At 51.2% G+C, this 24,566-nt stretch carries 22 protein-coding genes; 18 read left to right on the forward strand and 4 right to left on the reverse strand.

What is annotated here, in order from left to right; translation table 11 throughout:
- The first annotated feature begins 22 nt into the window (after positions 1-22).
- The 5 genes from IEV46_RS12090 (at position 23) to IEV46_RS12110 (ending at position 9,514) form a co-directional block, all read left to right on the forward strand.
- Complete coding sequence (locus IEV46_RS12090) at positions 23-3,760, forward strand: DUF6079 family protein (RefSeq protein ID WP_229736080.1); 3,738 nt, start codon at positions 23-25, stop codon at positions 3,758-3,760.
- Entirely contained in the window at positions 3,720-6,566 is a 2,847-nt protein-coding gene (locus IEV46_RS12095) for a DNA methyltransferase (RefSeq protein WP_188432815.1), read from the forward strand. Before IEV46_RS12090 ends, IEV46_RS12095 begins: the two co-directional genes overlap by 41 nt.
- A 105-nt stretch (positions 6,567-6,671) precedes the next feature.
- On the forward strand, positions 6,672-8,630 hold the full coding sequence (pglZ, locus tag IEV46_RS12100; protein WP_188432816.1) for a BREX-3 system phosphatase PglZ: 1,959 nt from the start codon (positions 6,672-6,674) through the stop codon (positions 8,628-8,630).
- A gap of 13 nt (positions 8,631-8,643) precedes the next feature.
- Positions 8,644-9,351, forward strand: coding sequence for a hypothetical protein (locus IEV46_RS12105; RefSeq protein WP_188432817.1), 708 nt, complete (start codon positions 8,644-8,646; stop codon positions 9,349-9,351).
- A 13-nt stretch (positions 9,352-9,364) separates the two neighbouring features.
- Positions 9,365-9,514, forward strand: coding sequence for a hypothetical protein (locus IEV46_RS12110; protein WP_188432818.1), 150 nt, complete (start codon positions 9,365-9,367; stop codon positions 9,512-9,514).
- 232 nt (positions 9,515-9,746) lie between these two features.
- Here the strand turns inward: IEV46_RS12110 and IEV46_RS12115 are convergent, their stop codons facing one another.
- Both IEV46_RS12115 and IEV46_RS12120 read right to left on the reverse strand, forming a co-directional pair.
- Positions 9,747-10,712: a tetratricopeptide repeat protein gene (locus tag IEV46_RS12115; RefSeq protein ID WP_188432819.1), complete on the reverse strand. Its 966-nt coding sequence runs from the start codon at positions 10,710-10,712 to the stop codon at positions 9,747-9,749.
- Positions 10,697-11,014, reverse strand: a complete 318-nt coding sequence (locus IEV46_RS12120) for a helix-turn-helix domain-containing protein (RefSeq protein WP_188432820.1) — start codon at positions 11,012-11,014, stop codon at positions 10,697-10,699. The genes IEV46_RS12115 and IEV46_RS12120 overlap by 16 nt, the downstream gene beginning before the upstream one ends.
- Before the next feature lie 461 nt (positions 11,015-11,475).
- Between IEV46_RS12120 and IEV46_RS12125 the strand changes: the two genes are divergently transcribed.
- The 6 genes from IEV46_RS12125 (at position 11,476) to IEV46_RS12150 (ending at position 15,268) form a co-directional block, all read left to right on the forward strand.
- On the forward strand, positions 11,476-11,613 hold the full coding sequence (locus tag IEV46_RS12125) for a hypothetical protein (RefSeq protein WP_188432821.1): 138 nt from the start codon (positions 11,476-11,478) through the stop codon (positions 11,611-11,613).
- Positions 11,614-11,641: 28 nt separating this feature from the next.
- On the forward strand, positions 11,642-11,890 hold the full coding sequence (locus IEV46_RS12130) for a hypothetical protein (RefSeq protein WP_188432822.1): 249 nt from the start codon (positions 11,642-11,644) through the stop codon (positions 11,888-11,890).
- Between the two features lie 72 nt (positions 11,891-11,962).
- Entirely contained in the window at positions 11,963-12,226 is a 264-nt protein-coding gene (locus tag IEV46_RS12135) for a hypothetical protein (RefSeq protein WP_188432823.1), read from the forward strand.
- A 213-nt stretch (positions 12,227-12,439) separates the two neighbouring features.
- Positions 12,440-12,775 (forward strand): hypothetical protein, encoded by a 336-nt coding sequence (locus IEV46_RS12140; RefSeq protein ID WP_188432824.1) that lies wholly within the window; start codon positions 12,440-12,442, stop codon positions 12,773-12,775.
- Between the two features lie 276 nt (positions 12,776-13,051).
- Positions 13,052-13,270: a hypothetical protein gene (locus IEV46_RS12145; RefSeq protein ID WP_188432825.1), complete on the forward strand. Its 219-nt coding sequence runs from the start codon at positions 13,052-13,054 to the stop codon at positions 13,268-13,270.
- Between the two features lie 381 nt (positions 13,271-13,651).
- Complete coding sequence (locus IEV46_RS12150) at positions 13,652-15,268, forward strand: ABC-F family ATP-binding cassette domain-containing protein (protein ID WP_188432826.1); 1,617 nt, start codon at positions 13,652-13,654, stop codon at positions 15,266-15,268.
- Positions 15,269-15,345: 77 nt separating this feature from the next.
- Here the strand turns inward: IEV46_RS12150 and IEV46_RS12155 are convergent, their stop codons facing one another.
- Positions 15,346-15,687, reverse strand: a complete 342-nt coding sequence (locus IEV46_RS12155; RefSeq protein WP_188432827.1) for an IDEAL domain-containing protein — start codon at positions 15,685-15,687, stop codon at positions 15,346-15,348.
- Positions 15,688-15,985: 298 nt separating this feature from the next.
- Positions 15,986-17,200: a helix-turn-helix transcriptional regulator gene (locus IEV46_RS12160; protein WP_188432828.1), complete on the reverse strand. Its 1,215-nt coding sequence runs from the start codon at positions 17,198-17,200 to the stop codon at positions 15,986-15,988.
- Positions 17,201-17,926: 726 nt separating this feature from the next.
- Between IEV46_RS12160 and IEV46_RS12165 the strand changes: the two genes are divergently transcribed.
- The 7 genes from IEV46_RS12165 to IEV46_RS12195 all read left to right on the forward strand — a co-directional run bounded on the left by IEV46_RS12165 (position 17,927) and on the right by IEV46_RS12195 (position 24,565).
- Entirely contained in the window at positions 17,927-18,478 is a 552-nt protein-coding gene (locus IEV46_RS12165) for a DUF6230 family protein (protein ID WP_188432829.1), read from the forward strand.
- 143 nt (positions 18,479-18,621) lie between these two features.
- A complete protein-coding gene (locus IEV46_RS12170; RefSeq protein ID WP_188432830.1) occupies positions 18,622-19,086 on the forward strand; it encodes a DUF6114 domain-containing protein in 465 nt (154 codons plus the stop codon).
- Between the two features lie 82 nt (positions 19,087-19,168).
- Positions 19,169-20,194 carry an HPr family phosphocarrier protein gene (locus IEV46_RS12175; RefSeq protein WP_188432831.1) on the forward strand — a complete coding sequence of 342 codons (1,026 nt, stop codon included), beginning with the start codon at positions 19,169-19,171 and terminating at the stop codon, positions 20,192-20,194.
- A gap of 363 nt (positions 20,195-20,557) precedes the next feature.
- Complete coding sequence (locus IEV46_RS12180; RefSeq protein WP_188432832.1) at positions 20,558-21,736, forward strand: MGDG synthase family glycosyltransferase; 1,179 nt, start codon at positions 20,558-20,560, stop codon at positions 21,734-21,736.
- 60 nt (positions 21,737-21,796) lie between these two features.
- The gene (locus IEV46_RS12185) at positions 21,797-23,110 is read left to right on the forward strand and encodes an O-antigen ligase family protein (protein ID WP_188432833.1); all 1,314 of its coding nucleotides are present in this window, start codon (positions 21,797-21,799) and stop codon (positions 23,108-23,110) included.
- 19 nt (positions 23,111-23,129) lie between these two features.
- Positions 23,130-23,717 carry a 5'-deoxynucleotidase gene (gene yfbR / locus IEV46_RS12190; RefSeq protein WP_188432883.1) on the forward strand — a complete coding sequence of 196 codons (588 nt, stop codon included), beginning with the start codon at positions 23,130-23,132 and terminating at the stop codon, positions 23,715-23,717.
- Between the two features lie 305 nt (positions 23,718-24,022).
- Positions 24,023-24,565 (forward strand): helix-turn-helix domain-containing protein, encoded by a 543-nt coding sequence (locus IEV46_RS12195; protein WP_268235899.1) that lies wholly within the window; start codon positions 24,023-24,025, stop codon positions 24,563-24,565.
- Position 24,566: the final 1 nt, after the last annotated feature.

A 24,566-nucleotide genomic window follows, 5' to 3' on the forward strand; every position in this document is an offset into this window, starting at 1 on the left:
AGTTTAAGGGAGTGTGAGAATGATGAAATATCGGGAGCTAGTTCACTTTGAGCCGATCGAGTCCATCATCCGGCTGACGGATGCCAATCAACAGGAGTACGCTTATCAACTGCTGGATACCTATGTGATCTCCGATCGCATGGCGGAACTTTTGGATGAATTGGTGATTGAACAGTTGCAGATGGACCGTTATGCCGATAACAAGGGTTTGTTGATCGTCGGTAACTACGGTACGGGTAAATCGCATCTCATGAGTGTGATTTCCACAGTCGCCGAAATGAAAGGGACCTGTGCCCATCTGAGCAATCAACGGGTTGCTCAAAAGGCGAAGGAGATCGAAGGAAAGTTTAAAGTGATCCGGGTGGAAATCGGTTCGTCTAAGATGTCCCTCCGCGATATTATCTGCAGTGAGCTGGAAGACAGCTTGGAAAGAATAGATGTCGATTTTCAGTTCCCACCTGCTGATCAGGTTCACAACAATAAGAACAGCTTGATGGAGATGATGGCGGCTTTTCATGAAGTGTACCCGGAGCAGGGCCTTTTGTTGGTTGTCGATGAACTCCTGGACCATCTCCGCACACGTAAAGAGCAGGAACTGGCTCTCGACCTGGGTTTTCTGCGCGAAATCGGGGAATTCTGCGGGAAAACCCGATTCCGGTTCATCGCCGGGGTGCAGGAGATGCTCTTTGACAATCCGAATTTTCACTTTGTCGCCGATCAGCTACGCCGGGTGAAGGAGCGATTTGAACAAGTCAACATCGTCCGTGAGGATATTGCCTATGTCGTCTCCCGGCGCCTTCTAAAAAAGGATGAGAAGCAGAAGGCCTTCATCCGGGAGCACCTGCAGAAATTTACACCCCTGTATCACAAGCTGAACGAAAAGCTGGAGGAATATGTCTCCCTCTTTCCCGTCCACCCGGCGTATCTGTCCACCTTTGAAAAAGTATCCGTGGCGGAAAAGCGGGTCATCTTGAAGACGATTAGCAACGAAATGAAAAAGGTGATGGATCAAGAGGTACCGCAAGAGCGGCCCGGTGTTATCTCTTATGACAGTTACTGGCCTTACATCGAAAATGATGCCTCCCTTAAGGGAAATGCTGACGTCAAAGAGGTGATGAACAAGACCAAAATCCTGCAGGACCGGATCCAGAACGCCTTTACCCGGCCGATGTACCGTCCATTGGCGATGCGGATCATCCATGCGTTGGCGGTGTTTCGCCTGACCACCGATGATATCTACTCCCCGGTGGGAGTCACTCCCGAGGAGCTCCGGGATGACCTGTTCCTCCACACCGAAGTTTTGGATGATAAGGATCCCTCCGGTTTTCTCCGGGGGGATATCGAGGTGACACTCCGGGAGATCCTGAAAACGGTCAGCTGGCAATATATTTCCACCAACGAAGCAAATGGCCAATACTACCTGGATATCAAAAAAGATATCGCTGTTGACGACCTGATCGAGCAGAAGTCGGAGACCCTCTCTGATGACCAGCTGGACCGATACTACTTTAAGTTACTCGCTGAGGTGACGGAAAACTCCAAGACCTCTTACAGATCCGGCTATCGAATCTGGTTGCATGAACTTCCCTGGCACGATCGGAAAGTGACACGGCAGGGGTACTTATTCTTCGGTGCCCCCAATGAACGGTCCACCGCCCAGCCGGAGCGGGACTTCTATGTCTACTTCCTGCAACCTTTTGATCCGCCCAAATTCAAAGATGAAGAGAAGCCTGACGAAGTCTTCTTCAAATTTGTCGATCGGGATGAACACTTCATGCGCTGGTTGAGGCTCTACGCCGGGGCTGAGGAGATGAAAGAAACGTCGGCCAGCAGCACTCGCAGGCTGTATGAGGAAAAAGCCGATGGCTATCGGAAACAGCTCGTGGAGTGGTTCCGCCAGCACATGCCCACTGCTTTCAAGATCACCTACCGAGGGGTAACCAAGAAACTGGCCGAATGGAGCATCTTCGCCCATGCCCATGCGACGGTCCGTGAAATCATCGATGAAGCGGCGGGGGATTGCCTGAAGAGCTGGTTTGAGGAAAAATATCCGGAATACCCCTCCTTCAGCAAGCTGAGCACCCCGATCACCAAGGCAAGCCTGCCCGGCTATGCAGTAGATGCCATCAAGGATATTTCCTCGCCCAGGACCCAAAACGGCACCGCTATCCTGTCAGGCTTGGTGCTGTTGGGAAAGGATCAGAAACTGAATGTCCGTGGGTCGGGCTTTGCGGATTGGGTGCTGGAAAAACTGGAGGCCAAGGGACCCGGCCAAGTGCTCAACCGTTCCGAACTGATCGAAACGGTGCAAACGGTCCAAGGGACAGAGGACGATATTCAATGGACAGTGGAGCGCAATCTGGAGCCGGAGTTCTTCGCTGTCGTTCTCGCCGCCCTGGTTTACAGCGGGGATATTGTGATCACCATCGACGGCACCACCTATGATGCGATGAAGTGGGATGAGCTGATTCGGCTACCCCTCAACCAGCTTACGCAATTCAGCCATATCAGCAAATCCGGCGACCTGCCTCTGCGGGAGCTGGAAGCGCTGTTTGAGATGCTGAATGTGAATCGGGCCCTGCTCAAAACAAACGCTCTGGAGCAAGGGATCGGTCAGATGGTGATCGCGGCGGATCGATGGACCCAGGAAGCGGCCATCGCCTTGAAAGACATCCGGACCGGAATCCCCACCTGGGAGGGAAACCTGCTCTCCGATGCCGAGATTCAGCAGTTCCGTCATCAGCTGGAAGAGTTGAAAAAGTTCATGGAACATATCCAGGTGTATCAGACGCCGGCAAAACTGCGGAAATTCAGATACTCGGTGGAGGAGATCCAAACCCGGCGGGAAGACTTGCAAGCAATGAAACGGCTTCAACAGTTGCAACAAAAGACCCAGGAATGGACCCGTTCCGCTCAATACTTGGTCACCGCTCAGAATCAGCTGGCCCCAGATCATCCTTGGCAAAAAAAAGTGGACGCCTCCCTGAAGGACTTGTTGCAGGCTCTGAAAAGCGGGGAAGCGGGGTACAGCGAACAGCAAAGGATCCGGGATTTGAAGGCGGAGTATCAGAACATTTACTTGACCCTTCACAATCAATCCCGACTGAATGCCACCCAGCACAACCAACAACAAGCCCTGCTCCAGGATTGCCGGCTGGACGCTTTGAAACAGCTGTCCGTCATCGATCTGCTTCCTTTCTCTGCCCTGGATCAGTGGTATAAGCAACTGAAATCCCTGAAGTCCTGCTGGAGTTTGACCCCAGATCAGCTGGAAAGCCAGCCGATCTGTCCGCACTGCCAATTCCGCCCCAAGGAGGAACCCCGGATTACGGACATCCACTTGGATGAGATGGAGGGTCGACTGCAAACCCTGCTGGAAGATTGGACGGAGATTCTTATCTCCAATCTGAGCGATTCCGAAGTGAAGAAAAACATTGAACTGTTACGGAAAGAGCAGCAACTGCCCATCCGCCGCTTAATCGAGGAAAAGGAATGGACCTTCCCCATCGAGGAGAAGCTGATCCAGGCAATCCAGGAGTTGCTCCAGGGAATTGATCGGGTGGAAATCTCCATGGATCAGGTGAAGGCAATGATGGGCGACGGCAGTCCCCTCACCATCGATGAACTGCGGAATCGCTTTGAACGGATGCTGCAGGAGCAGGTCGGTTCCCAACCCGGTTCCAACGTGCGGATCATGCTGAAAGAAGAGGAGGCACACCATGAGCGAAAAGATCCAACAGCTGTCCTTGGTGGACGGTGAAGAGAAGCAGACCGATCAGCCTGTCACTTGTTTGGGGCGAACCTTTGACAGCGAGGAAGCCCGGCGGGCCCACTTTACGGAAGAGCTGCGCAAAAAACTGCCGGAACTGAGGGAGCTGGAAGGGTTTCCGAAGGGCGAGGATGAGGATATTCTCGCCCTGTCGGACCCGCCCTATTATACCGCCTGCCCCAACCCCTTCATCCCGGAGATGATGAAGGAATGGGAGGAAGAGCGGAAAGCGAAGGGGGGAGAGCCAGCCAGGGAGTATCATCGGGAGCCCTTCGCCGCCGACGTCTCGGAGGGGAAAAACGACCCCATCTACAATGCCCACTCCTATCACACCAAAGTCCCCCACAAAGCCATCATGCGCTATATCTTGCACTATACTGAACCGGGGGATGTGGTCTTTGACGGCTTCGCCGGGACCGGCATGACCGGTGTCGCCGCCCAGCTGTGCGGGGACCGGTCCGCGGTGGAGAGCCTGGGCTACCAGGTCCGGGAGGACGGCACCATCCTAGACGAAACCGGCAAACCCTTCTCCCAGCTGGGAGCACGAAAGGCGATCTTGAACGACCTCTCTCCCGCCGCCACCTTTATCGCCTACAACTACAACACCCCGGTGGACGCCGAGGCTTTTAAGAGGGAAGCGGAGCGCATCCTGGAAGAAGTGGAGCAGGAATGCGGGTGGATGTATGAGACCCGGCATGTGATTGACGGCGTATTGCAGATGGACGAGGATGGAAAGCCGGTGATCGGCCGGATCAACTATACGGTATGGAGCGATGTGTTTGTCTGTCCCGAGTGTACGGAGGAGATTGTGTTTTGGGAAGCGGCGGTGGATCAAGACGCGGGAAAAGTGAAGAAGGAGTTCTCCTGCCCCGGCTGTGGTGCGGAGTTGAACAAGCGGAAAATGGAACGGGCCTGGATCACCCACTATGATTCAGCGATCGAGGAGACGATCCGCCAGGTGAAGCAAGTCCCAGTGTTGATCAATTATCGGGTGGGGAAGAGGCGGTTTGAGAAGAAGCCGGATGAGTGGGACTTGGGGCTGATTGAGAAGGTTGAAGGGAGTGAGATACCTTACTGGTATCCGAAGGATCGAATGATGTTTAAAGGGGAAAATTGGGGAGATACATGGCGTGCTGGTTACCATTCAGGAATAACTCATGTGCATCATTTTTATAGTAAACGTGCTTTAATGACTTTATCCAAGGCCTATCATTTGGTTTCTCACAGTACAGAGTCAATGCGTTCCTATTTGCTTTATACCGTACAACAAGCAGTTTTAGGGATGGCTAAGATTGCTCGATATGCTCCAAATCATTTCTCGCAAGTTAATAGGTATTTAAGCGGAACATTATATGTTGGCTCTCAGATTGTAGATGTTTCCCTTGAATATATCCTTCAAGGTAAGGTTAACAGGTTAGCGAAACTCCTTGAGTCAAACCATTTCGCTCAGAAAAAAACATTGGTTGAAACCAATAGTTTGTCCGACTGTTGTATCGATTCTCACTCAATTGATTACATCTTTCTCGATCCACCCTTCGGTGCCAATATCATGTACTCTGAACTTAATTTCCTGTGGGAATCTTGGCTAAGAGTCTTCACCAACAACAAGCCGGAAGCCATTGAAAACAAGACCCAGGGTAAAACATTGGATGACTACCGGAAGCTGATGACCGACTGTTTCCGTGAGGCTTACCGTGTCCTTAAGCCCGGCCGCTGGATGACTGTGGAGTTCTCCAATTCCCAGGCCAGCGTCTGGAACACGATCCAACTCGCCTTACAGGAAGCGGGCTTTATCGTTGCCCATGTCGCCGCACTGGATAAGAAGCAGGGCAGTTTCAAAGCGGTCACCACCACTGTTGCCGTCAAACAGGACCTGGTGATCTCGGCTTACAAACCGACAGAAGCGATGACACAAAACCTGCAACAGACCGCCGGGACGGAACGGTCGGTGTGGGAATTCGTCAAGGGGCATTTGGCTCAGAAGGCCCCCTTCCTCGGCAAAAAAGGGGAAGTGCAGATCGACATGGAGCGCACCCCTCGCGTCCTCTTCGACCGGATGGTGGCCTATCATGTGCAGCGGGGGTATCCGGTGCCCTTGTCTTCAGGAGAGTTTCAGGCGGAGGTGGCCCAGCGCTTTCCGCTGCGGGACGGGATGGTCTTCCTGGACAGCCAAGTGGCCGAGTACGATAAACAGCGCATCCTCGCCAAATCCTTTGTTCAGATGAACCTGTTTGTCTCCGATGAGAACAGTGCCATCGAGTGGCTGCGCCAACAGCTGATGAAAAAGCCCCAGACCCGGCAGGATCTGCATCCTCACTTCACCAAGGAGATCCAGTACCTCGCCAAGCATGAGATTTTGCCGGAGTTGGATGATCTGCTGGAGCAGAATTTTCTTCGCTATCTCGGAGAAGGACCGGTGCCCAGCCCGATTCACAGTTACCTGAGCAAAAACTACAGTGATCTGCGCAACCGGGACAAGGAGGATCCAGAGTTGATCGCCAAGGCGAAAGACCGCTGGTATGTGCCCGACCCCAACAAACAGGCGGACCTGGAGAAACTGCGGGAGAAGTCCCTGCTGCGGGAGTTCAATCGCTATGTGGAGGAGCTGGAGGGGAATCGCAAGAAACTGAGGCAGTTCCGCACCGAAGCGATCCGTGCCGGATTTGAGAAGGCTTGGGATGAAAAGGATTATGAACGGATCGTGAAGGTGGGGGAACGCCTCCCGGAAAAAGTGCTGCAGGAGGAGGAAAAGCTGCTCCGCTACTTCGACCATGCCCAGATTCGCCTCGGGCTCTAGCGTTGCGAAAAAATCGTTACAGGGTGACCGACCCGGCCAGAACTAATTCACAACGCTTCTAACTCTAATAGGGGAGAACCCACGGGAAAGACAGGTGAGAGAGAAATGAGCAGCTGGCGCGATCGGATTCTCCATCATTTTGACGAACCGCTCCTGCGCTTGTACTTGGTTTCCGACCCGGATGACCTGCTGTTGGACGAAGAACTGCTGACCCAACTTCAGAACCGGGGGTTGACACTGATCCCCTATGAGGACCCGGTCACCTTTCGTTACCGGTATGAGTCCTTTTGCCGGGAGCGTTTGCAGAATCGTTCCTCGCACATTCTCCTCCGGGTGAAAGAAGATTCCCTGGACCATTTGCCCTATGACTTCTTAAAGGCGGGAGATCGTGTCGATCTCCGCCTTTCTTCTCTTTTTCCCCGATTGTCCGCCAACATTGTGAGTGAGCTGGACGGGGAGCAACTGGATCGGTTGCACATCGTCTACGAAGAATACACGGGCCCCTCTTCTGATTCCGCCACCTGCGACTTCATCCTGCGCAAGGTGTTTAAGGTACCCTATGATACCATCGACAACCCCGTCGATTTGATGAAACACCTCTTTGCCAAACATGAGCGGGGGATTCGGTATCCGAAGTCTCTGGAACAGTTTTTGATTGGCAAGTTACGTCTTCGTCCCGAATTGAATCGCTTGCCGGTGGAGGAGATCGTTTCCTCTTCCCGCGCCTTTTTTGACTACATTCAAAGGGAATGGTTCACTAGCCTGAAAAAATGGTCTGTGGAGAAAGAGCAGGGGAAAGAGGCGTTGCCCCCTGATGAACAATATGGTTTCGAGATGCAAATGTTTCGTCATCCGGAGGTTTGGCCTTTTGTGGAACACCTTTTCATGGAAGGGAAGCTGTCCCGGGTGAGGGGAATCGATGCGAACCGCCTGCCGGAATGGACCCACGTCGGGATCCATAGCGACCCGGTGGCCGAAGAAAAACAGCATCTGAACCACCTGTTAGAAAAGCTGGAGGGTGGGGATGACCTCTCTGACCACAAGGGATGGCTTCACCGGGCCATGCAATTCGGCAGGTTGAAGCATCTCCGACTAAAGTTGTTAACGGAGCTGGATGAAGAGACCAATCGGAGGATCGCCGCTCTGGAAAAAGGGCTGGATGCCGCCTTTGCCAACTGGATGCTCCATGGATATCGGGCACTGCCCAATCTGCCTCACTTACCCCGCCCGGTGATGGTGCACCACATTCCCCATTACCTCGATTACCGGCGACGGTCGAAGGTGGCTCTCATGGTGGTGGATGGGATGAGTTTTGTGCAGTGGAACCAGATTCGGGAGGCATTGGAACTAGAGTTCAATATGGAGGAAAACGGTGTGTTCGCTTGGGTGCCCACGATCACTTCCGTATCCAGACAGGCGATCTTCACCGGGGAGCCACCCCTGTTGTTCCCCAAAACCCTGCACACCACCCGAAAAGAAGCGTCAGCATGGAAGCTCTTTTGGGAGAACCATCAGGTTTCCAAGATGAGGGTGACCTTTGAAAAAGGGCTGGGCCTGGGAGTGTACGATTCCACTCACATCCAAGCGTTGCAGAAAGATCAGACTCAGATCGCGGGTCTGGTCGTGGATACCATCGACCGCTTGATGCATGGGGCGATCCAGGGGCAGGAGGGGATCTATGAGGAAATCGACCTTTGGTTGAAAAAGGGATATCTGAAAGCTTTGATCGACGACCTCCTGGCTAGGGGTTTCGATTTGTATCTCACATCGGATCACGGGAATGAGGAGAGCTGTGGCATCGGCCGCATTTCCGAAGGGGTTCTTGCCCACAGTCGTGGTGAACGTGTTAGAATATACAGCGACGAGTCACTGCGCGACCGTGCGGCACAAGCCCATCCCTCCCACGCCTGGCCGGGGTTTGGTCTCCCCCAAGGCAGTTCCGTTCTGCTGGCCCGAAGTGGGGAAGCCTTTATCCATGAAAAGGAAATGATTGTAAGCCATGGGGGGATCAGCTTGGAAGAGGTGATTGTGCCCTTTGTCCACGTGACTCGCAAATCGGAATAACGAGGGAAAAACTGTGAAAAAAGCCGTAGGTTTCGACCGAAAGATCATGTTGCGCCATTTGGATTACACAGCCGAAGAATTGATAAGAACCCGTCCAAAAGAGATGTATGAGAAGCTGGACTCCTTTTTGGCGGCAGATATACGGGGAACAAAATCCCGGAAAAATTCGGTGACGATCCTGATGAAAATCTGGGGTCTCGTCGAGGGGGATCATCGCGATCTTCAGCAGAAAGGGCTGGAGATCATCCAGTCCATATTGCCGGAAGAACGGTTGGCCCTCCATTATGGGATGACGGCATTGGCATTCCCTCTATTTCGGGATCTGGTCAACGAGATGGGAAGCGGATTTCGGCTGCAAGATGGAATAGCCAGCCATCAGATCCGACGCAAGATTAAAGCATTGTACGGGGACCGCAGGCATGTGGAAGTGGCGACGGAAGCGGTGTTGACCAGCCTGCGCTCCTGGGGGGTCATCGAGACCAACACAAAGTGGATCAACACGATTTCCCGCAAGCACGAGGTGCGCTCCCTCGAATTGAAGCGCTGGTTGGTAAATGTGCTTCTCCATGCTTCTGAACAGGATTTTATGCCACTGGACATACTGAACAACCATCCGATCTTCTTCCCCTTCGATTATTCGATAGCGGTTTCGGATTTGGGAGGGGAGGAGTTTCAGGTAATTCGGCAAGGGTTGGATATGGTGATGGTGGGACGTCGATGATGGGAGTTGATCTGTGTTTGCGGGTGGAAAGAGAGCCGAAGTCACCATCCAGGTGGAAATTCAGGCCCACCTCCCCGACGGAGCCCCCGAAGACGTCGTCCGAACCGTCAAGGAAAACGGCCGGACATTGAAGTTCAGGGAATGTGAGTTTGAAGAGGATTGAGGGATAGAATACGTGAAGCCCATCTCAGAGGAGGTGGGTTTTTCTATTGATTGAGATCGGGATCAAAAAAACCGGGCAATAAGGCTTTCCCGGTTCCTTTGAGCAGTTTTATCCATCGGAGGGTACGCTATTGCTGGTTCCACTGAGATTGATCATCCCGTTAGGGTTGACTGCGTCGGATGGGGTGGAAAAAAACGAAATCGTAAACAAGAGTATAAAACCAAGAAGAAGCCTACTCCAATTCATCAATTTCAATACCCTCCCTTTGGTATAACTCCTTTTGTATTTTATACATATTTCTAAGTGCGGCCAAGAATTCCTCTTCGTCAACCGTTTCCAGACATTGGGTCAATTCGAAAAGTGCAATGTATTCTTTGTTTTTAAGTTGATGTTTTTGAGCCAATTCTGCAGCCTGTTTGTAGTGTTTGATCGCCTCATGGTAATCTTTCCGGTGTTTGTGGTAATATCCCATAGTGGTTAAAGCATATACGAGACGAAGGATATCATTTGACTCTTCCCCGATTTGAATAGCCCTTTGGATGGAATCTTTCGCTTCTTCCCATCTTTCCTGTTGTAAATAAAGTATACCCAATCGAGTATAGGCTGTGGACACTATTTCTCGGTTCGGGAACTTCTCTTCCATTTTCAAAGCTACTTCAAAGCAAGACTCCGCTTCAGGCCAACGCTTCATTGCCATATATGTACTTCCGGTTACAATCCAGAGGTCGAACTTGCGGGCATTTTCATGAGTCAGACGTGCCTTTTCCAATCCTTCCTTGGCAATCTGCAAAGCCGTATCATAATCTTTGATCCTACGGAGCAGCTCGGCACGTAACCAGTAGAAACCGAGGACAACCTCCACTTGTTCGATTTCAGGAAGGTATTCCCATGCATTCTGAATCACCTTGAGGGCTTCAACTGGACGGCCCATCTTTTCCAGGAACATGGCTTTGTTTTGTAGCAGCACATACTTGTATTGAATTCGTTCTCCCTCATCAACAAATGCATCTAACCCACTGTTTGTATAGGTGATTGCTTGTTCCAGATTGTTTTGGTAGTAACTGCACAAGGAGAGACCTGTGAAGCTGGCGGCTTCAATATTACTACGACGGCTATATGTTGTATGGCTTTGATCCAGGCGAATCGCATCAAAAAATGCTCTTTCTGCTTGCTTCCACTTTTTCAGACTGTTGAGCATTTGCCTTTGATCAAATAGGCGTAAGCCGCCAGCGGATGCTGGTCTTCAAGTTGCATCTGATTTAATTTTTCCAGGGCAAGTTCAGGAAATCCATTGTCTCTGAGTGATTCGATGGTGAACAGGTTGAACTTTTCCCGTTCAAATTCTTCCTTCTGATCTATGATGAGCTCCGGAAGTTTATCGATTGATATTCCCAGCTTGTCCAAGAGATAGTACATTTTCTCTTGTTTAACATGGGAAACCCCCCGTTCCAGATTACTGACTGTGGCAGGGGAAATATTTTCGTCTGCGACATCTTCCAATCTCAGTCCCTTTTCCTTTCTGACTCTCCTGATGATTCCACCGATTTCAGTTAAACCAAGCGGTTTTATTATTAATCCTCCCTCTGGTTAGGGCTTTTTCCAGAATTATATAACAAATGATGATAAAAGAAAATGGGTACTTTATATGTTTTGTATTCTAATTTTGACGTTATCTTCGGATTGTAAGTTGTTTTTGGCCCATATTTATAAGAAATTTTAAAAACTTTAAATCAGATGAAGGGCCGAACCTTATAATTCATGACGATTTATGTCTTGTTATGTCGAACTTTTAAAACAGAAGTTTTGGAGGGGAAAATAAACGGTTGCCGAAAGAACATAACATATTGCCCTATCCAAATTGGCACAGTCCCAAGAAAAATTGGACAAGGAAGAATTTCAGAAGGCGATCGTTAATATGTATTATTTACAACAGGATTTACACAAGGAAGGTGTATTTCAGGATGAAGTGGATTAAATTTGGGTTGGTTGCAGCTGTCATGATGTCCTTATCCGTGTTTATGGTGCAGGAGATCACCGGTGATTCTATCTCGGTAACAGCAGAATTGAAACCCATAAAAACTGAGCCTGGTGAAGGTTGATGCCGGAAGTTCGTTAACGAGAATGTATTTGCTTTCAACAACGGTCCAATTGAAAGCTGAATTGAACCCCGAACGGGGTTTTTCTTTCCCCGCCGGCCAGATCTATGTGGCCGAGGAGAAGGTGAACAGCGACTATTACCACGCATCGGTCTTCACCCATGACCCCTATGCCAACCACAAGCTGGTGACCGGAAACGATGAATACTACCGGATCCACTTCAACCACCGCTACGTTTTCGTCAAGGCATCGGATGTGGAAGTGGTTTCCCAACGGTAAGGAAGAAATAGTGAAAAGGATGGAGCCCTCTGAAGGCCCATCCTATTTTGTGATGATTCCGGAAAGTAGGGGTTGATTGGGGACTCCAAAGGGGCATTTTATAATGGGCATGTGGAGATCATCATCGAACACGTCGACCGGCTTGAGAACAGCGGGGATAAATCCTTTGTCGGTCTGAATTACCTGAGAAAACAGCTGTTGGATCATCACCCACACGCAGCGACTCATATGAGAGATGCTTTAACGGATTGCATCGATTTCGAAATTCTTTCCGTCTACCAGGTTCCCAATCCAAAGGACCCGAAACATCCCACCCGCGTCAGCAAACTCAATTGAAACAATCAAGCAGTGCAACACATACTGGGGAAAGATGAGTGATTCTTTTCCTTTTATAGGAGACGAAGATGACGCCCTGACCCAAAACGGGTATACTTATGCTAAAACAACCACCCGGTGATGTTGGCAGACCCCGACGGCGAATGGTCTGGCTGGTGATCCATACCGGCTTCGTGGGGGAGGCCTACCGTAGCAGATGGGAGGGAATAACCGGTGACAGATCGGGAGATGCTGGCCGCGATCATGGCCAAGCTGGAAGGCCTGGAGGAAGGACAACAACAGCTGAAAAATGAGGTGGGGATCCTTAAGGAAGGACAACAACAGCTGAAAAATAAGGTGGGGACCCTTACGGAGAAGGTGGACAAGCTGGCCACGGACATGGACCAACAGATCACCGGATTGTATCGGTACGTATCAGAGGAGATGGCCGGGATCCGGGAGCAGTTGACCCGGATGGAAGCAAAGCAGAATAAGACGGCGGAAACGGTAGGATATGTGATCCAGGACGTTTATCTGTTACAGAAAAAGACGGGAGTCGGGAGCAAATAATCACAAACATGATCCGGACATCCGGCTTCGGGAGAAAGTGATTACGAATGTTCAGTTAATTGGGATAGATCACTGGATATCAGTCGTTGATTCCCGGCCAAAAAAGGGGAAGCCTGGAGCCGGAGCAAGAGGCCTCTTCTTCGGAGTTTTCGATAAGTTGATTTGATAATGCCCTAACGTGAGAATCCCTTCTCTTCACCTTAGAAGTATATGTGTATTTCACCGTTCCCGGCGCATCCTACCCTTATAAACGATTTCCAGCTCAGGGAGGATCACATGAAACCAAAAGATGAAAACGAGAAGAATGTCTATGAAAAAGCCGGGGAACTGACGGGCCAGGCGGAAGAGGGGCCATCTCCACAAGGGCAAGAGGATGAAAAGGAGGCGGATCGGGAGGTCGACCTGATGCAGGCCCAGGTGTATGATGGTCCCGTGTTTGACGGTCCGATGGATGTGATGGAGAAGATCCGGAAGGTGAATGAAGACCAGGAGTGAAGCCGCCTGGGGGGCGGTTTCTTTGCATCAAACGACTCACCTGGGTGGGATTCAGTTGAAAATGGGCCAACATCTCTGTGCAGTGCATTGTATTGACCCGCCTTGGATATAATAAAGACGAAGGAAGAACGTTGGCGCAGGTCCCGTTTTCCGGGGCCGGAAACCTCACGAGAAGCGGGAACTTCACGTGAGGTTTTTTCTCGGTCCGGAAAGTCGGGACAGATCGTTCTTCCTTCGTCAAGTGGTATTTTAACATATTTCCGACTGTTGGGACACATACTGTGCTTTCTTCTTTGTCTTCCATCGAACTCCCCATCCCCTCCTTGGAATTCCATGTTACAATAGGTGGGAATGGATCAGGTTTAAAGGACGGATGCGTACATGATTACGGTGCAAGGCGTCGGCCTGCGCTTCGGCGGGCGGAAGCTGTTTGAAGATGTGAACATCAAGTTCACCCCGGGCAACTGCTATGGCCTGATCGGGGCCAACGGGGCGGGGAAATCAACGTTTCTGAAGATCCTGGCGGGGGAGATCGAGCCGAACAAAGGCGAGGTTCAGGTGGCTTCCGGTCAGCGGATTGCGATGCTGAAGCAGGATCATTTCCAATATGAAGAGGTGCCGGTACTGGAAACGGTGATCATGGGCCATGAACGGCTCTATGACATTATGAAAGAGAAAGACGCTCTTTATGCCAAACCGGATTTTTCCGAGGAGGACGGGGTGCGGGCGGCGGAGTTGGAAGGGGAGTTTGCCGAGCTGAACGGCTGGGAGGCGGAGGCGGAGGCGGCTCAGCTCTTATCGGGGCTGGGAGTTTCCGAGGAGTTTCACACCAGAAAGATGAAGGACCTGGAAGGCAATGACAAGGTGAAGGTGCTGTTGGCCCAGGCGTTGTTTGGCCAACCGGATATTTTGCTGTTGGATGAGCCAACCAACCATTTGGATATTCAGGCGGTGCGGTGGCTGGAGGATTTTCTCCTCAATTTTGACAACACCGTGATTGTCGTCTCCCACGATCGTCATTTCCTCAACACCGTCTGCACCCACATGGCGGATATCGATTTCGGGGAGATCCGTCTCTATGTGGGCAACTATGATTTTTGGTACGAATCCAGCCAGCTGGCGCTTGCCATGGCCAAGGAGAAGAACAAGAAGCTGGAGGAGAAGCGGAAACAACTGGAGACCTTTATCGCCCGCTTCAGCGCTCACAAGTCCAAGGCGCGGCAGGCCACTTCCCGCAAGAAAATGCTGGAGAAACTGAGTCTGGAGGATATCAAGCCTTCCTCCCGCCGCTATCCTTTCATCCACTTTGAGCCGGAGCGGGAAGCGGGGAACGATCTGCTCCGGGTGGAAGGGTTGTCGAAAGCCGTGGACGGCGAAAAGGTGTTGGACAACCTTCGGTTCACCCTGAATAAAGGAGACAAGGTGGCCTTTGTCGGGCCGGACGGTCTGGCAAAGACGACACTGCTGCAGATTCTCGCCGGGAAATTGGAACCCGACGCCGGGGAGGTTCATTGGGGAATCACCACCAGCCGTTCTTATTTTCCCAAGGATCACAATGCATACTTCGACGGAGTGGATCTCAACCTAGTCGATTGGCTCCGTCAATACTCCCCGGATCCATCGGAGACCTTTGTCCGCGGATTTCTGGGAAGGATGCTTTTTTCCGGGGATGAAGTGATGAAAAAGGCACAGGTACTCTCCGGAGGGGAAAAGGTGCGCTGTATGTTGGCCCGCATGATGCTCTCCGGAGCCAACGTTCTCCTTCTGGATGAGCCGACCAACCATCTGGATATGGAGTCGATTACGGCTTTGAACAAGGGGTTGGAGGAATTTCCGGGGACGATTCTCTTCACCTCCCACGACCACCAGTTGATCCAGACAGTGGCTAACCGGATCATGGAGATCACACCCCGGGGTCTGGTGGACAAGATGACCACCTATGATGAGTATCTGGAGGATGAAGCGTTACAGGAAAAAGTGAGAGAAATGTATCTGTAACCACAATATTTTCCAGGGAACGAAAAAAAGGGGCCACCCGCCTCCAAGCGCGGTGGCCCCTTTTTTATCATAATCCGTCAGGAAGCCAATCCGTCTTTTTTCATGACGCGTGTCTGTTTCAAGGTGTCGGTCAACTCCATAAACCATTTCTTGTCCTTGGTGGACAGGGCGAGATCGATAAAATTGAGGAGATGACCTTCCCGATCCGGCGGCATCTCTTCCAAGAGACGGATCCGGTCCGGGGTGCTGTCAGAAATCTCACCGATAATTTTTTGGTTGTCCGATTGAGTCACCCGGATTTTCACGGTTCCTTTTTTTAAGTTGATCGACTCGATATATCCTTGGAACAGCTCGTCTTTGTTCGTTTTTCCTCTTACCCAGTCTCCGTCCTGCATGTTGAAATGAAGGAGAGCTGTCATGGTTATACACCACCTTTGAAGGGATGTCGACGTTTTCGCCGAACCGGGAACCATGGACATCGTTTGGGGTGAAAGGAGAGGATTTGTCCTTATGGGGGTGGGGGAAAGGGGAGGTTGTTCGCCGTCCCCCCGAACTTAACCGAAAATTCCGGAATGGAATTTTTAAGTTCTTTTCACTTCTTTTGTAGAATTATAGTATTTCAAGACAGGGTGCGTCAAGATGGAGCAGGGCTTTCTCTTCGGTAGTTATTGGGAATCTATCATCTATGGTTTCCGATTCCCGGACCGGATATAACCCTTACTGGATAATTCCCAGGCGAAAGCCTTTAGCAACAGCTTCCGGACGGTTTTTGGCATTCAGTTTTCTCAGGGTGGTCTGAGCGTACTCTGCGGCGGTATGCTCGCTGATATGGAGTATCTCGCCGATGTGTTTGGTGGAGTAGCCGTAAGCGATCATCTGCAGGAGTTCCTGCTCTCTGCGGGTCAGCAGTTTGGAAGCGGGGGGGCTGGGGAAGAAGGGAGTGCTCTCATACAGCTTGACCCGCAGTACCATGGAGACCCGGGCGACCAAAATCTCCAACAGATGGGAGCGTTGGGAATCCGGGGGATCGAAGGGTTTCCCGTCTTGGTCCAGCAGGAGAAAGCCCACAGGTTGCCTGTTTTCCCCGTACAGGGTGCAAGCCAGCAAGGAAGTCAGCCGAAACTGTTTTACATAATGGAGGGGAAAGAAAAGCTTGGCGTCCTGCAGATACATGGGTTTAGTCTCCCGGATGGCCCATGCAATTCCCGGGATGTTGGATTCCAATGCCCGAACTTGCCGCACTTCGGTGAGGTCCACCTGATAGGAATAGATGCCTTCCACGGTACGGGTGACGGAGGAGTACCAGAACAGGGCTCCCCGTTGAAACTGGGTTTTTTCCACGATAAATTGAACCGAATCTGTCAGCAACTCTTCCAGGGAGCGGGAGGTTAACAGCAGTTCATCAAAGCGGAGAATTGTCTGCCAGGGGGAGGGCAGGGAGTGGATGTCGGGACTTTTCCGGATCTCGTCGGGGAAAGTCCCACTTTCTGAAGAGCCAGTATTTTCTTTCGTGCATTCTTGATGGTAAACGGAGAAGGTCAGAGAGAGAACCAAGGAATGAAGCCAGCGATAGTAAGTATGAATCTCAGGAAGATGCGGGTCTTTTAAGAGCAACTCCATGATGATTTCCTCAAAAATCCCCAGAGTGAGGATGATCCGGGCGTTGTTCAGGACGGACCGGCGCCGCCGGATCAAATGGAGGAACTTATTTTCAAATTCTTCGGACTGGGAGGGGATCATACTGATGTTTCGCATCAGAAAATGAAACAGCTCATGGATGGAGCGCTTTTCCTCTTCCGTTGCATGAAGAGTGGACAGTTTCACTTTCCAGTTGGCCAGACCTTCCCGGTAGCCCGAGTGGATCGTATCGATTATTTGTTGCAGTTCTTGACGAGGAATCAAAGGAGTGGTCAAAAAGGCTGGAATCTGCATCCCAACCGCCCCCTTCTTTGAATATTCTTCACTTTGTCCGGATGACAGGCTCTTCATCTTGAATGAAGTATATCAATATTAGGGTTCTTGATGAACCACGTGTTGGATGGGGAGATCATGTGCTACCACGCGACCTTTGCACCCGTCGTGTCTTCCCCGGTCGCGCTCTGCCATCCAGCAACGGGGTGTAGCCTGTCTGTTCCAAATCTAACCATCGGGCAGGGCGAAGCCATATTACAAAGTATCACCAGAGGAAGAATGTTGCCCCTACCCCCCCTCCCGTAAAATTTCCCGCTGGGTAGGATGACAACCTTCATTCCAGGGCTTCAGCCCGTCTGGATTGTAGTACCCCTGTGGTGAAAAGGTCACTTTGGTAGGACCACGATCCCCTCCATTGCCCATTTTTGGTGAATCAACCCTGTCAAACGCATGAAATTGGAGTGCCCCCCTATGTTTATGGGGGTTTCTATTCCCCAATAAAGAGGGTTGCTGAAGAGTATGAATGATTATACAATTCCTGATAACACCAAAAAGGCCATTGATCTTTTGTCGGGTGGTAGTACACCCCCGACTGCTGTCAGTTATTTTGGGAAAAGGATCCAATGATGAAACGGGTGAGAGGCTGTCACCTTTAGAAGCCCTTTCCTGTAATCGCTTTCAAAGCGGGATCCGAGTCATGGATGGGTCGACGTCGTTTCCAGATCAAAACAGAATCCAAAGGATGGGGTGAATCTGTTGAGGTATCGCGGGAAGTTGTTTTGGTCCAGTTTGACGATTTCGCTGGCGCTTCTGATGGCTGTGGTCTCCGGTATCTATGCGGGGGGGGTGGCGATGGCCGTGCCCATAGCCGGCGTCGGGGGATTTACGATTGAGGCGGATCAGATCAACATCACAAAGTTTAAGCTCTTTCCCCATGTGGGGGAAACCAGTGAAAAAAAATCGGTCCCCCAGGTGGCCACTGAGATGGATGCCAAAATCAAGGGGTTGAAACTGTACAAAGATGTCAATGCGCCCGGGGGTACCAAATTCCGGATTATGATCACTGCCTCCGGGGAAGTCACATCCACCGGAATGGTGCTGGACATGACCCGGATCGCGGCGGACCATAATTTCAAAAAGCTGACTATCAAAGATAACTACTCCAATGATTTCCGTCGGAAATTTGAGATGAATGCACCGGTTTTGGTGTTGAAGAAGCCGAAGATCCAAGGACATTACCTCTACAATAACAGCATTTCGCTACCGGGAATGAAACTGGAGTTGCACAAAATCAAGTGATACTGGAAATATTGTGAAAGAGCCGTTCGAGAGTTGGGTTTCACATGAAGAGATTATGGCAGTTAAGAAGTCATGTGAAACCCAATCCCGGCCGACCTGGCCACCACTGATTCAAAAAAGTTTTCAGGAAGGAGTGATTCGGCATGGGTGAGTCGGATGTGATGAAAAAAGAGGCGCCGCCCGGGACAGACCTGTCCAAAAGGGGCGCTAAAAAGGAAAGATCGGTGCACCGACCCCGAGCGGGATTGATATTGCTCATCCTGTCCGGGCTGTTCACCTTGTATATCCCGGTCCATTTGTACTGGCTCACCTTTGTTCCAGGTAACTTCGCCTTCACCGGAATCCTGTTCGGGGGTCTTTTGCTAGCCTGTGGCATCATCGGTTGGTTTATGCCCTCCTATGTTCGGGTTCTCGGTATCTTCGGGATCCTCCTCTCCATCCTCTCCCTGATGGGGGCCTTAGGCGGCATGGTGATCGGGATGCTGCTGGGAATCGTGGGCGGATGTCTTTGTGTAGCCTGGGATGGGGGGAAAAGCTTGGGCCAAGCTGGGACAGACGGGGGTTCTTCAGATGAAAAAGTGGAGATCCGGGAATCCGCCACCGGATGATGGAAGCCGTTATCCAATTGAAAAAAAGTGGTTTCCCGTTCCCTGAACAGGGGATCTGCGGTACGCGGGAGGGGGAACGCCGTTGAAAAAAGGAAAGCTGTTTGTTGTTGTTTACTTGATCTTATCACTTCTCATGGTCTCCGTACCTTCCGTGTCCGCCGCCGGATCCGGGAAAACATCGGAAGCCCTGGTGATCCGCGCGGACCGGATTGAGTCCAAAGGGATGTTGCTGGGGCTGGGATCCGGTCATCATGGTTTGGTGTTGAAAATGAATATCGGACAATCCAAAATATCCGGAATGAGAATGGGCGGATCCTATTCCACCGGCCAGGGGAGTTGGGGGGTGAGCATGCAGGATCCGGGCCCTGTGACGATTCAGGGGTTGTCGTTGAAAGCCAGTGCCATTGGATTTAAAATCAAGCCGGAGGATTTTATCCGTTTTGATAAACCCTTGCAAATCGACTCCTTGATGCCCTCCATCGTCCTTCACGATGTGTATCTCCGTGTCGAAGGCATGGAGGCGGAGGAAGCGGCCATGCATTCCCTCGAGTTGGATACGCTGAAGGAAGTTTCGCTGGCACGGCCCAAAGGCGGCATCTGGATTGACTTGCGCAGCGGTTTTTCTTCCATGAGTAAATCTGAGGCGGAGGAAAAAATCAACGGGATACTCTCTGATGAACAGGAGAAAGAGATTGATGAAGATCCTGCTGCTCCCTCCAAAGAGAAAGAAGATCCGGAGACAGGGGATGATGGGAAGGGAGGAGACGACGGTCACCCGGTGGAACCTCCTGAAGCAGGTGAGCCTCCGGCGGATGAGCCATCCCGGGATCCGGGAACTTCCCCCGATGATGGGGCACCGGATGGAGTCAAAAATGAAAAAACAGTGAAGCTGCACCGCTATTTCACTGCTCTGGAGATCGTGAATCAGGCGAAGAAGTATCAATCCAAGCTTACACTTCGGTATGGGAACAAAGAGTATGATGCAAAGAAGTGGGGCAGGATGGTCCTGATGCGGCGTTTATCCGGCACGGAAATCACAGTAATTGCTGAGGGAGCGGATGCCGGGGAAGCAGTCCAGGGGATGTCACAATTCTTGGGAGGGAAATGAAGAAGTCGTCAGGGGCGTTTTGCAACTGCGACAGGAAAAAGGTTGCCTTCCGGGCAGCCTTTTTCCTGTGTTCATTTTCCGTGACAGTTGGATCTTTCCCATCTGTGGGGGTCCCTTTTTTTGACTGGATCCCGAATTGGAGAAACCTCTGAAGGCAAAATCACGTTTAATGATGGTGATCTTCAGGCAGGCGGATCGGTGCCTGTCTTTTTTGATGAAGAGAAGGGGGAAGGGACGATGATTTTTCCAGCAGTCGTCTGTGGTATAATAAGGAGCAATTCCAATGAAGACGGACGATAAACGAAGGTGATTCCAGCCCAAACACCGGTCACCGGTCCGGTGTGGGGGAAAGGTGGAACGGGTATGATCGACCGAGCGACCTGGGCTGATCCCGCTCTCTTAAAGGTGGAAAAAGAGGCGTGTCCCGAGGGAAAAAAAGTCCTGATCGTATCGGAGAATTTTGGTTCAGGACATACGAAAGCCGCTGAAGCCCTGGCAAAAGGGCTTCAGCGGTCAAACCCGGGGGTTGAGGTCAGGGTCGTGGAATTGGGATGTGAGCTGCGTCCCCGGGTCAGCCGGATGTTGCTCCATTCCTATCTTTCGATGCTGGAGCAAGCTCCTTCTCTTTGGAAAATCATCTATGGGCGCCATCATTCCCGTGCTTTCCCCAAATGGGCGCAGTGGTGTCTTTACCGAACCCTGTATCCCCGCTTGTCCGATTATGTCAAACGGGAACAACCTGATTTGGTGATCTCCACCCATCCCTTCTCCAGTTCGGGAATGGCCCGGCTGAAAAGGAAAGGATATCCGGTGACTATTTGCACCTTGATCACCGATTTTTCCGCACACGGTTCTTGGGTTCAGCCGGAAGTGGACCGTTACCTGGTACCTCATGTCGGGGTGAAGGAACAACTGACACAGATGGGAGTGGAACCGGGAAAGATTTATGCGACGGGGATCCCGACGGATTCCCGATTTTGGATGGAGCAGACCCGGGAAACGGCCCGACGTAAGCTGGGGCTCGACCAGTTGCCGACCGTCTTGATACTGGGTGGGGGTATGGGGATGGGGCAAACTGACCGGCTGGTCAAGATGGCGGCTAAATGGAAGGATTCCATGCAGATTCTGGTTTGTACCGGTCACAACCGGCGATTGAAAGAAAGTCTGGAGAGGGATCCCGGGCTTCAACACCCCCGCATCCGGATCCAGGGATTCACCGATGAGATGCCGGACTTGATGGATGCGGCGGACTTGATCGTGTCCAAGCCGGGAGGCATGACTTGTTCCGAAGCCATTGCCAAGGGAAAGCCTCTGCTCATCTATGGTTCCATTCCGGGACATGAGGAAAGAAACGGCCGATTCATGGAGGAGCAGGGACTGGCGGAAGTGGTGGCAAATGATGATGGGCTGAGCGTCTGGTTCGAAAAGCTGTTGGCGGGAGACCCTTGTTTTGACCAACTCCGGGAGCGCATGTTGGAATGGAGGCAAAACATTCATCCCTCCCACAGTATTGAAGCCGTGCTCAACCTTTTGGCTCCCTGATTTCATACCCCGAGGTTCATGTTTTTCTATATCTTGTTCTTTTCCCAATGGATGGATATAATGCTGAGGGTACTGCAATTTTGGGATAAAGGGAGTCTTTTTGTGGATATGGGCTCGCATAAAGAGAGAAGTAATGAACGCTGGATGCAGTTGTTGGGAATCACCATTATTATATCACCGGTTTTTCCTGCGGTGGTGTTGTTGTTACTGGGGGTTGTCATCCTTTTCACGAACAAAGACAAATGGAATCTCCTCGGATGGCCGGAGCGTATTTTTCTCGGATTTATGGTCTGGTCTCTGATCAGTTGGTTTTTCAATCCTTATCTCTTGATGGGTTGGTTGCCCGTCGGATTGATCCCAGTCTTGATGTTCGGTCTCTACTATCTTCTTTCCCGCTGGGTCAAGGTAGGACTTAACTGGGATTGGCGGCGATTTCAGAAGTATTACCTCCAATTTTGGCTTTTTGGTATGTACGCGGCAGTTGTGACCATTCTACAACGTGTGGATTGGATTCCGACTAAAAAGTCCACTCTTTTTTATTTGCTGGGTTTTTATCCGATGCAACAGGCTGCATCCGTCCGCAGCATCGGCACCGCATCCAATTCCAACCTGGCTGCCGCCATGTTGATCTGCCTGGCTCTTCTCAGTATCTATGCTTCTTCGGTGTTGGTGGGTCGTTGGCGGAAGACCGGAGCTTTTGTGACCTTTGCCGTCATTTGCCTTGCCATTTGGTGCACCGGTTCCCGGGGGGCCTGGGTGGGCTTGGTGATCGGGCTTCTGATCCAGGTCTGGATGACAGGAAACCGGAAACGCACCATCCTCCTGTTCCTCGGCTTGGTGATGCTGGGGCTGGTGATCTATACCAACCAAACATTGATTCCCAGGGAGGAGACCCTGTTTGCAACCGCAGAGGTCCGGATCTTTGTCTGGCAGAACTCCTTCCGGTTGTTTACGGAAAACTGGTTGACAGGTGTCCTCCCGTTACACTTCAGTTATCTGTTTGATCAGTTGACGGGGCGGTATCTGTTCCATGCTCACAATGTTTTTCTGGGAATGGCGACAGATTTCGGGGTGGTCGGACTCCTTTTGTTCCTCAGCTTGATCGTGGTCACCACCAGTCGGGCACGCCGCTGGCGAAAGTCCGCAAAAACCAAAGAGGAGAAGCGATTGGCGGGGGTGCTGATCTCGATCATCTTTGCTCTACTCGGTCATGGAATGTATGATTATCCCATCCTTGCTCCCCAGATCGGTCTGATCTTTATGATCTCGGTGATTGTGATCCACGACCAATATGAAAAATGTTGTCTCGGCCGGCCTGCCCGGTTGGGTGGGGAGGGACGGACCGCTTCGATGGCGAAAGGAAAGCTTGTCTGACATACATCCTTGGACCGAGGTGGAAAGTTTGAATGCCTTTTTCGCTCAGCTGTTCCGTCTCCGTCTGATCCAGCGCTGGAATCTGATGCGCAGTGTGATGCCGGAAAATGTGGCGGAACACAGTTATCATGTGGCGGTATTGACCCATGCCCTGTGCACGATTGCCACGGAAATCTACGGTAAAGAAGTCCCGGTGGAACGGGCAGTCACCCTGGCTCTTTTTCATGATGTCACGGAGGTGATCACCGGAGACATCCCCGGTCCCGTGAAACACCACAACCCCCGGATTCAGAAAGGATTCCGGGAGCTGGAATCTCTGGCGGCGGATCGCCTCTGCGATATGGTGCCGGCAGAGCTCAAGGACTGTTACCGGCCCCTGATCCTCAGCGAGGATCCCGAATTATATCGCTGGGTGAAAGGAGCCGATCTTTTGGATGGTTATCTGAAGTGCCTCACCGAGATCTCCGCCGGCAACCGGGAATTCATCGTGGCTCGGGATGAACTGAAGGAGCGGATGGATCAACTGCAAATGCCGGAGGTCGACTATTTTCTGGAACATTTCGCCCCCGGCTTTACCAAAACTCTGGATGAACTTTCGGGAGAGTAAAGGGAAAACGGACCTCTGGGTCCGTTTTTGTTTTGTCTGATCATGACATCCTGATCGGGGAGTAGACCTATAATTGGGTATTTACAAAAGATTAGAGGTAGAGTATATTATGTATCAAATAATTCAACATAGTTGAATTATAAGAAACTCGAGAAGCGTTGGCGAAAAACAACCTCACGGAGGAATGGGTCTCACACGGATTGGCAGTTCAGAACAGCGAAAAGGTCATGTGAAAGCCCATCTCGACCGCTCAGAAAAAAATCACAACGCTTCTTTGGGAGGGCTTACCCATCGATCTCACTGTATTGGGAGAACGCATTCGTAAGGCAAGATTACGGAAAGGGTTGACACAGCAGCTTCTGGCGGAGAAATGCAATTTAACCAAAAGCATGTTGTCCAAGATTGAAAATGGGCGTGCCTCGGCCGCCGTTGCAACCCTGTCCAAAATCGCCAAGGAACTGAACCAACCTCTGGCGTGGTTGTTACGGGAAGAAGAGGAAGAGCAAGATCTGTTGATCATCCCCAAAGAAAAACGAACCACGCATGGAAACAGCCTGGAAATCGGCTATGCATTTGAGAAATTGGCCAACCAACCCAGTTCAAGCAAGATTGAGCCGATGATTGTAACAGTTGATCCTGACCTTGCAGAAATTGAATCGTATACCCATGAAGAAGATGAGTTTATTTTTATCTTGGAAGGAAGCATCAAACTCTTTTACGAAAGCGCTTCACATGTGATGCACAAAGGGGACAGCGCCTATTTCAAAGGGACGAAGCCACATTTGTTCCTGCCAGCCGATCAACAATCAGCCAAAGTGTTAACCATTTTTATACAAGTGAGGGAGTGAC

It is taken from the genome of Kroppenstedtia guangzhouensis, from assembly GCF_014637345.1.
Classification (GTDB): domain Bacteria; phylum Bacillota; class Bacilli; order Thermoactinomycetales; family DSM-45169; genus Kroppenstedtia; species Kroppenstedtia guangzhouensis.

What these genes read in the sequence shown, in the direction of transcription:
- pglZ (WP_188432816.1), top strand. Translation starts at nt 6,672, where the DNA reads ATGAGCAGCTGGCGCGATCGGATTCTCCATCATTTTGACGAACCGCTC.
- IEV46_RS12160 (WP_188432828.1), bottom strand. Translation starts at nt 17,200, where the DNA reads ATGCAGATTCCAGCCTTTTTGACCACTCCTTTGATTCCTCGTCAAGAA.
- IEV46_RS12170 (WP_188432830.1), top strand. Translation starts at nt 18,622, where the DNA reads ATGGGTGAGTCGGATGTGATGAAAAAAGAGGCGCCGCCCGGGACAGAC.
- IEV46_RS12185 (WP_188432833.1), top strand. Translation starts at nt 21,797, where the DNA reads ATGCTGAGGGTACTGCAATTTTGGGATAAAGGGAGTCTTTTTGTGGAT.
- IEV46_RS12155 (WP_188432827.1), bottom strand. Translation starts at nt 15,687, where the DNA reads ATGACAGCTCTCCTTCATTTCAACATGCAGGACGGAGACTGGGTAAGA.
- IEV46_RS12115 (WP_188432819.1), bottom strand. Translation starts at nt 10,712, where the DNA reads ATGCTCAACAGTCTGAAAAAGTGGAAGCAAGCAGAAAGAGCATTTTTT.
- IEV46_RS12125 (WP_188432821.1), top strand. Translation starts at nt 11,476, where the DNA reads ATGAAGTGGATTAAATTTGGGTTGGTTGCAGCTGTCATGATGTCCTTA.
- IEV46_RS12145 (WP_188432825.1), top strand. Translation starts at nt 13,052, where the DNA reads ATGAAACCAAAAGATGAAAACGAGAAGAATGTCTATGAAAAAGCCGGG.
- IEV46_RS12180 (WP_188432832.1), top strand. Translation starts at nt 20,558, where the DNA reads ATGATCGACCGAGCGACCTGGGCTGATCCCGCTCTCTTAAAGGTGGAA.
- IEV46_RS12090 (WP_229736080.1), top strand. Translation starts at nt 23, where the DNA reads ATGAAATATCGGGAGCTAGTTCACTTTGAGCCGATCGAGTCCATCATC.
- IEV46_RS12095 (WP_188432815.1), top strand. Translation starts at nt 3,720, where the DNA reads ATGAGCGAAAAGATCCAACAGCTGTCCTTGGTGGACGGTGAAGAGAAG.
- IEV46_RS12150 (WP_188432826.1), top strand. Translation starts at nt 13,652, where the DNA reads ATGATTACGGTGCAAGGCGTCGGCCTGCGCTTCGGCGGGCGGAAGCTG.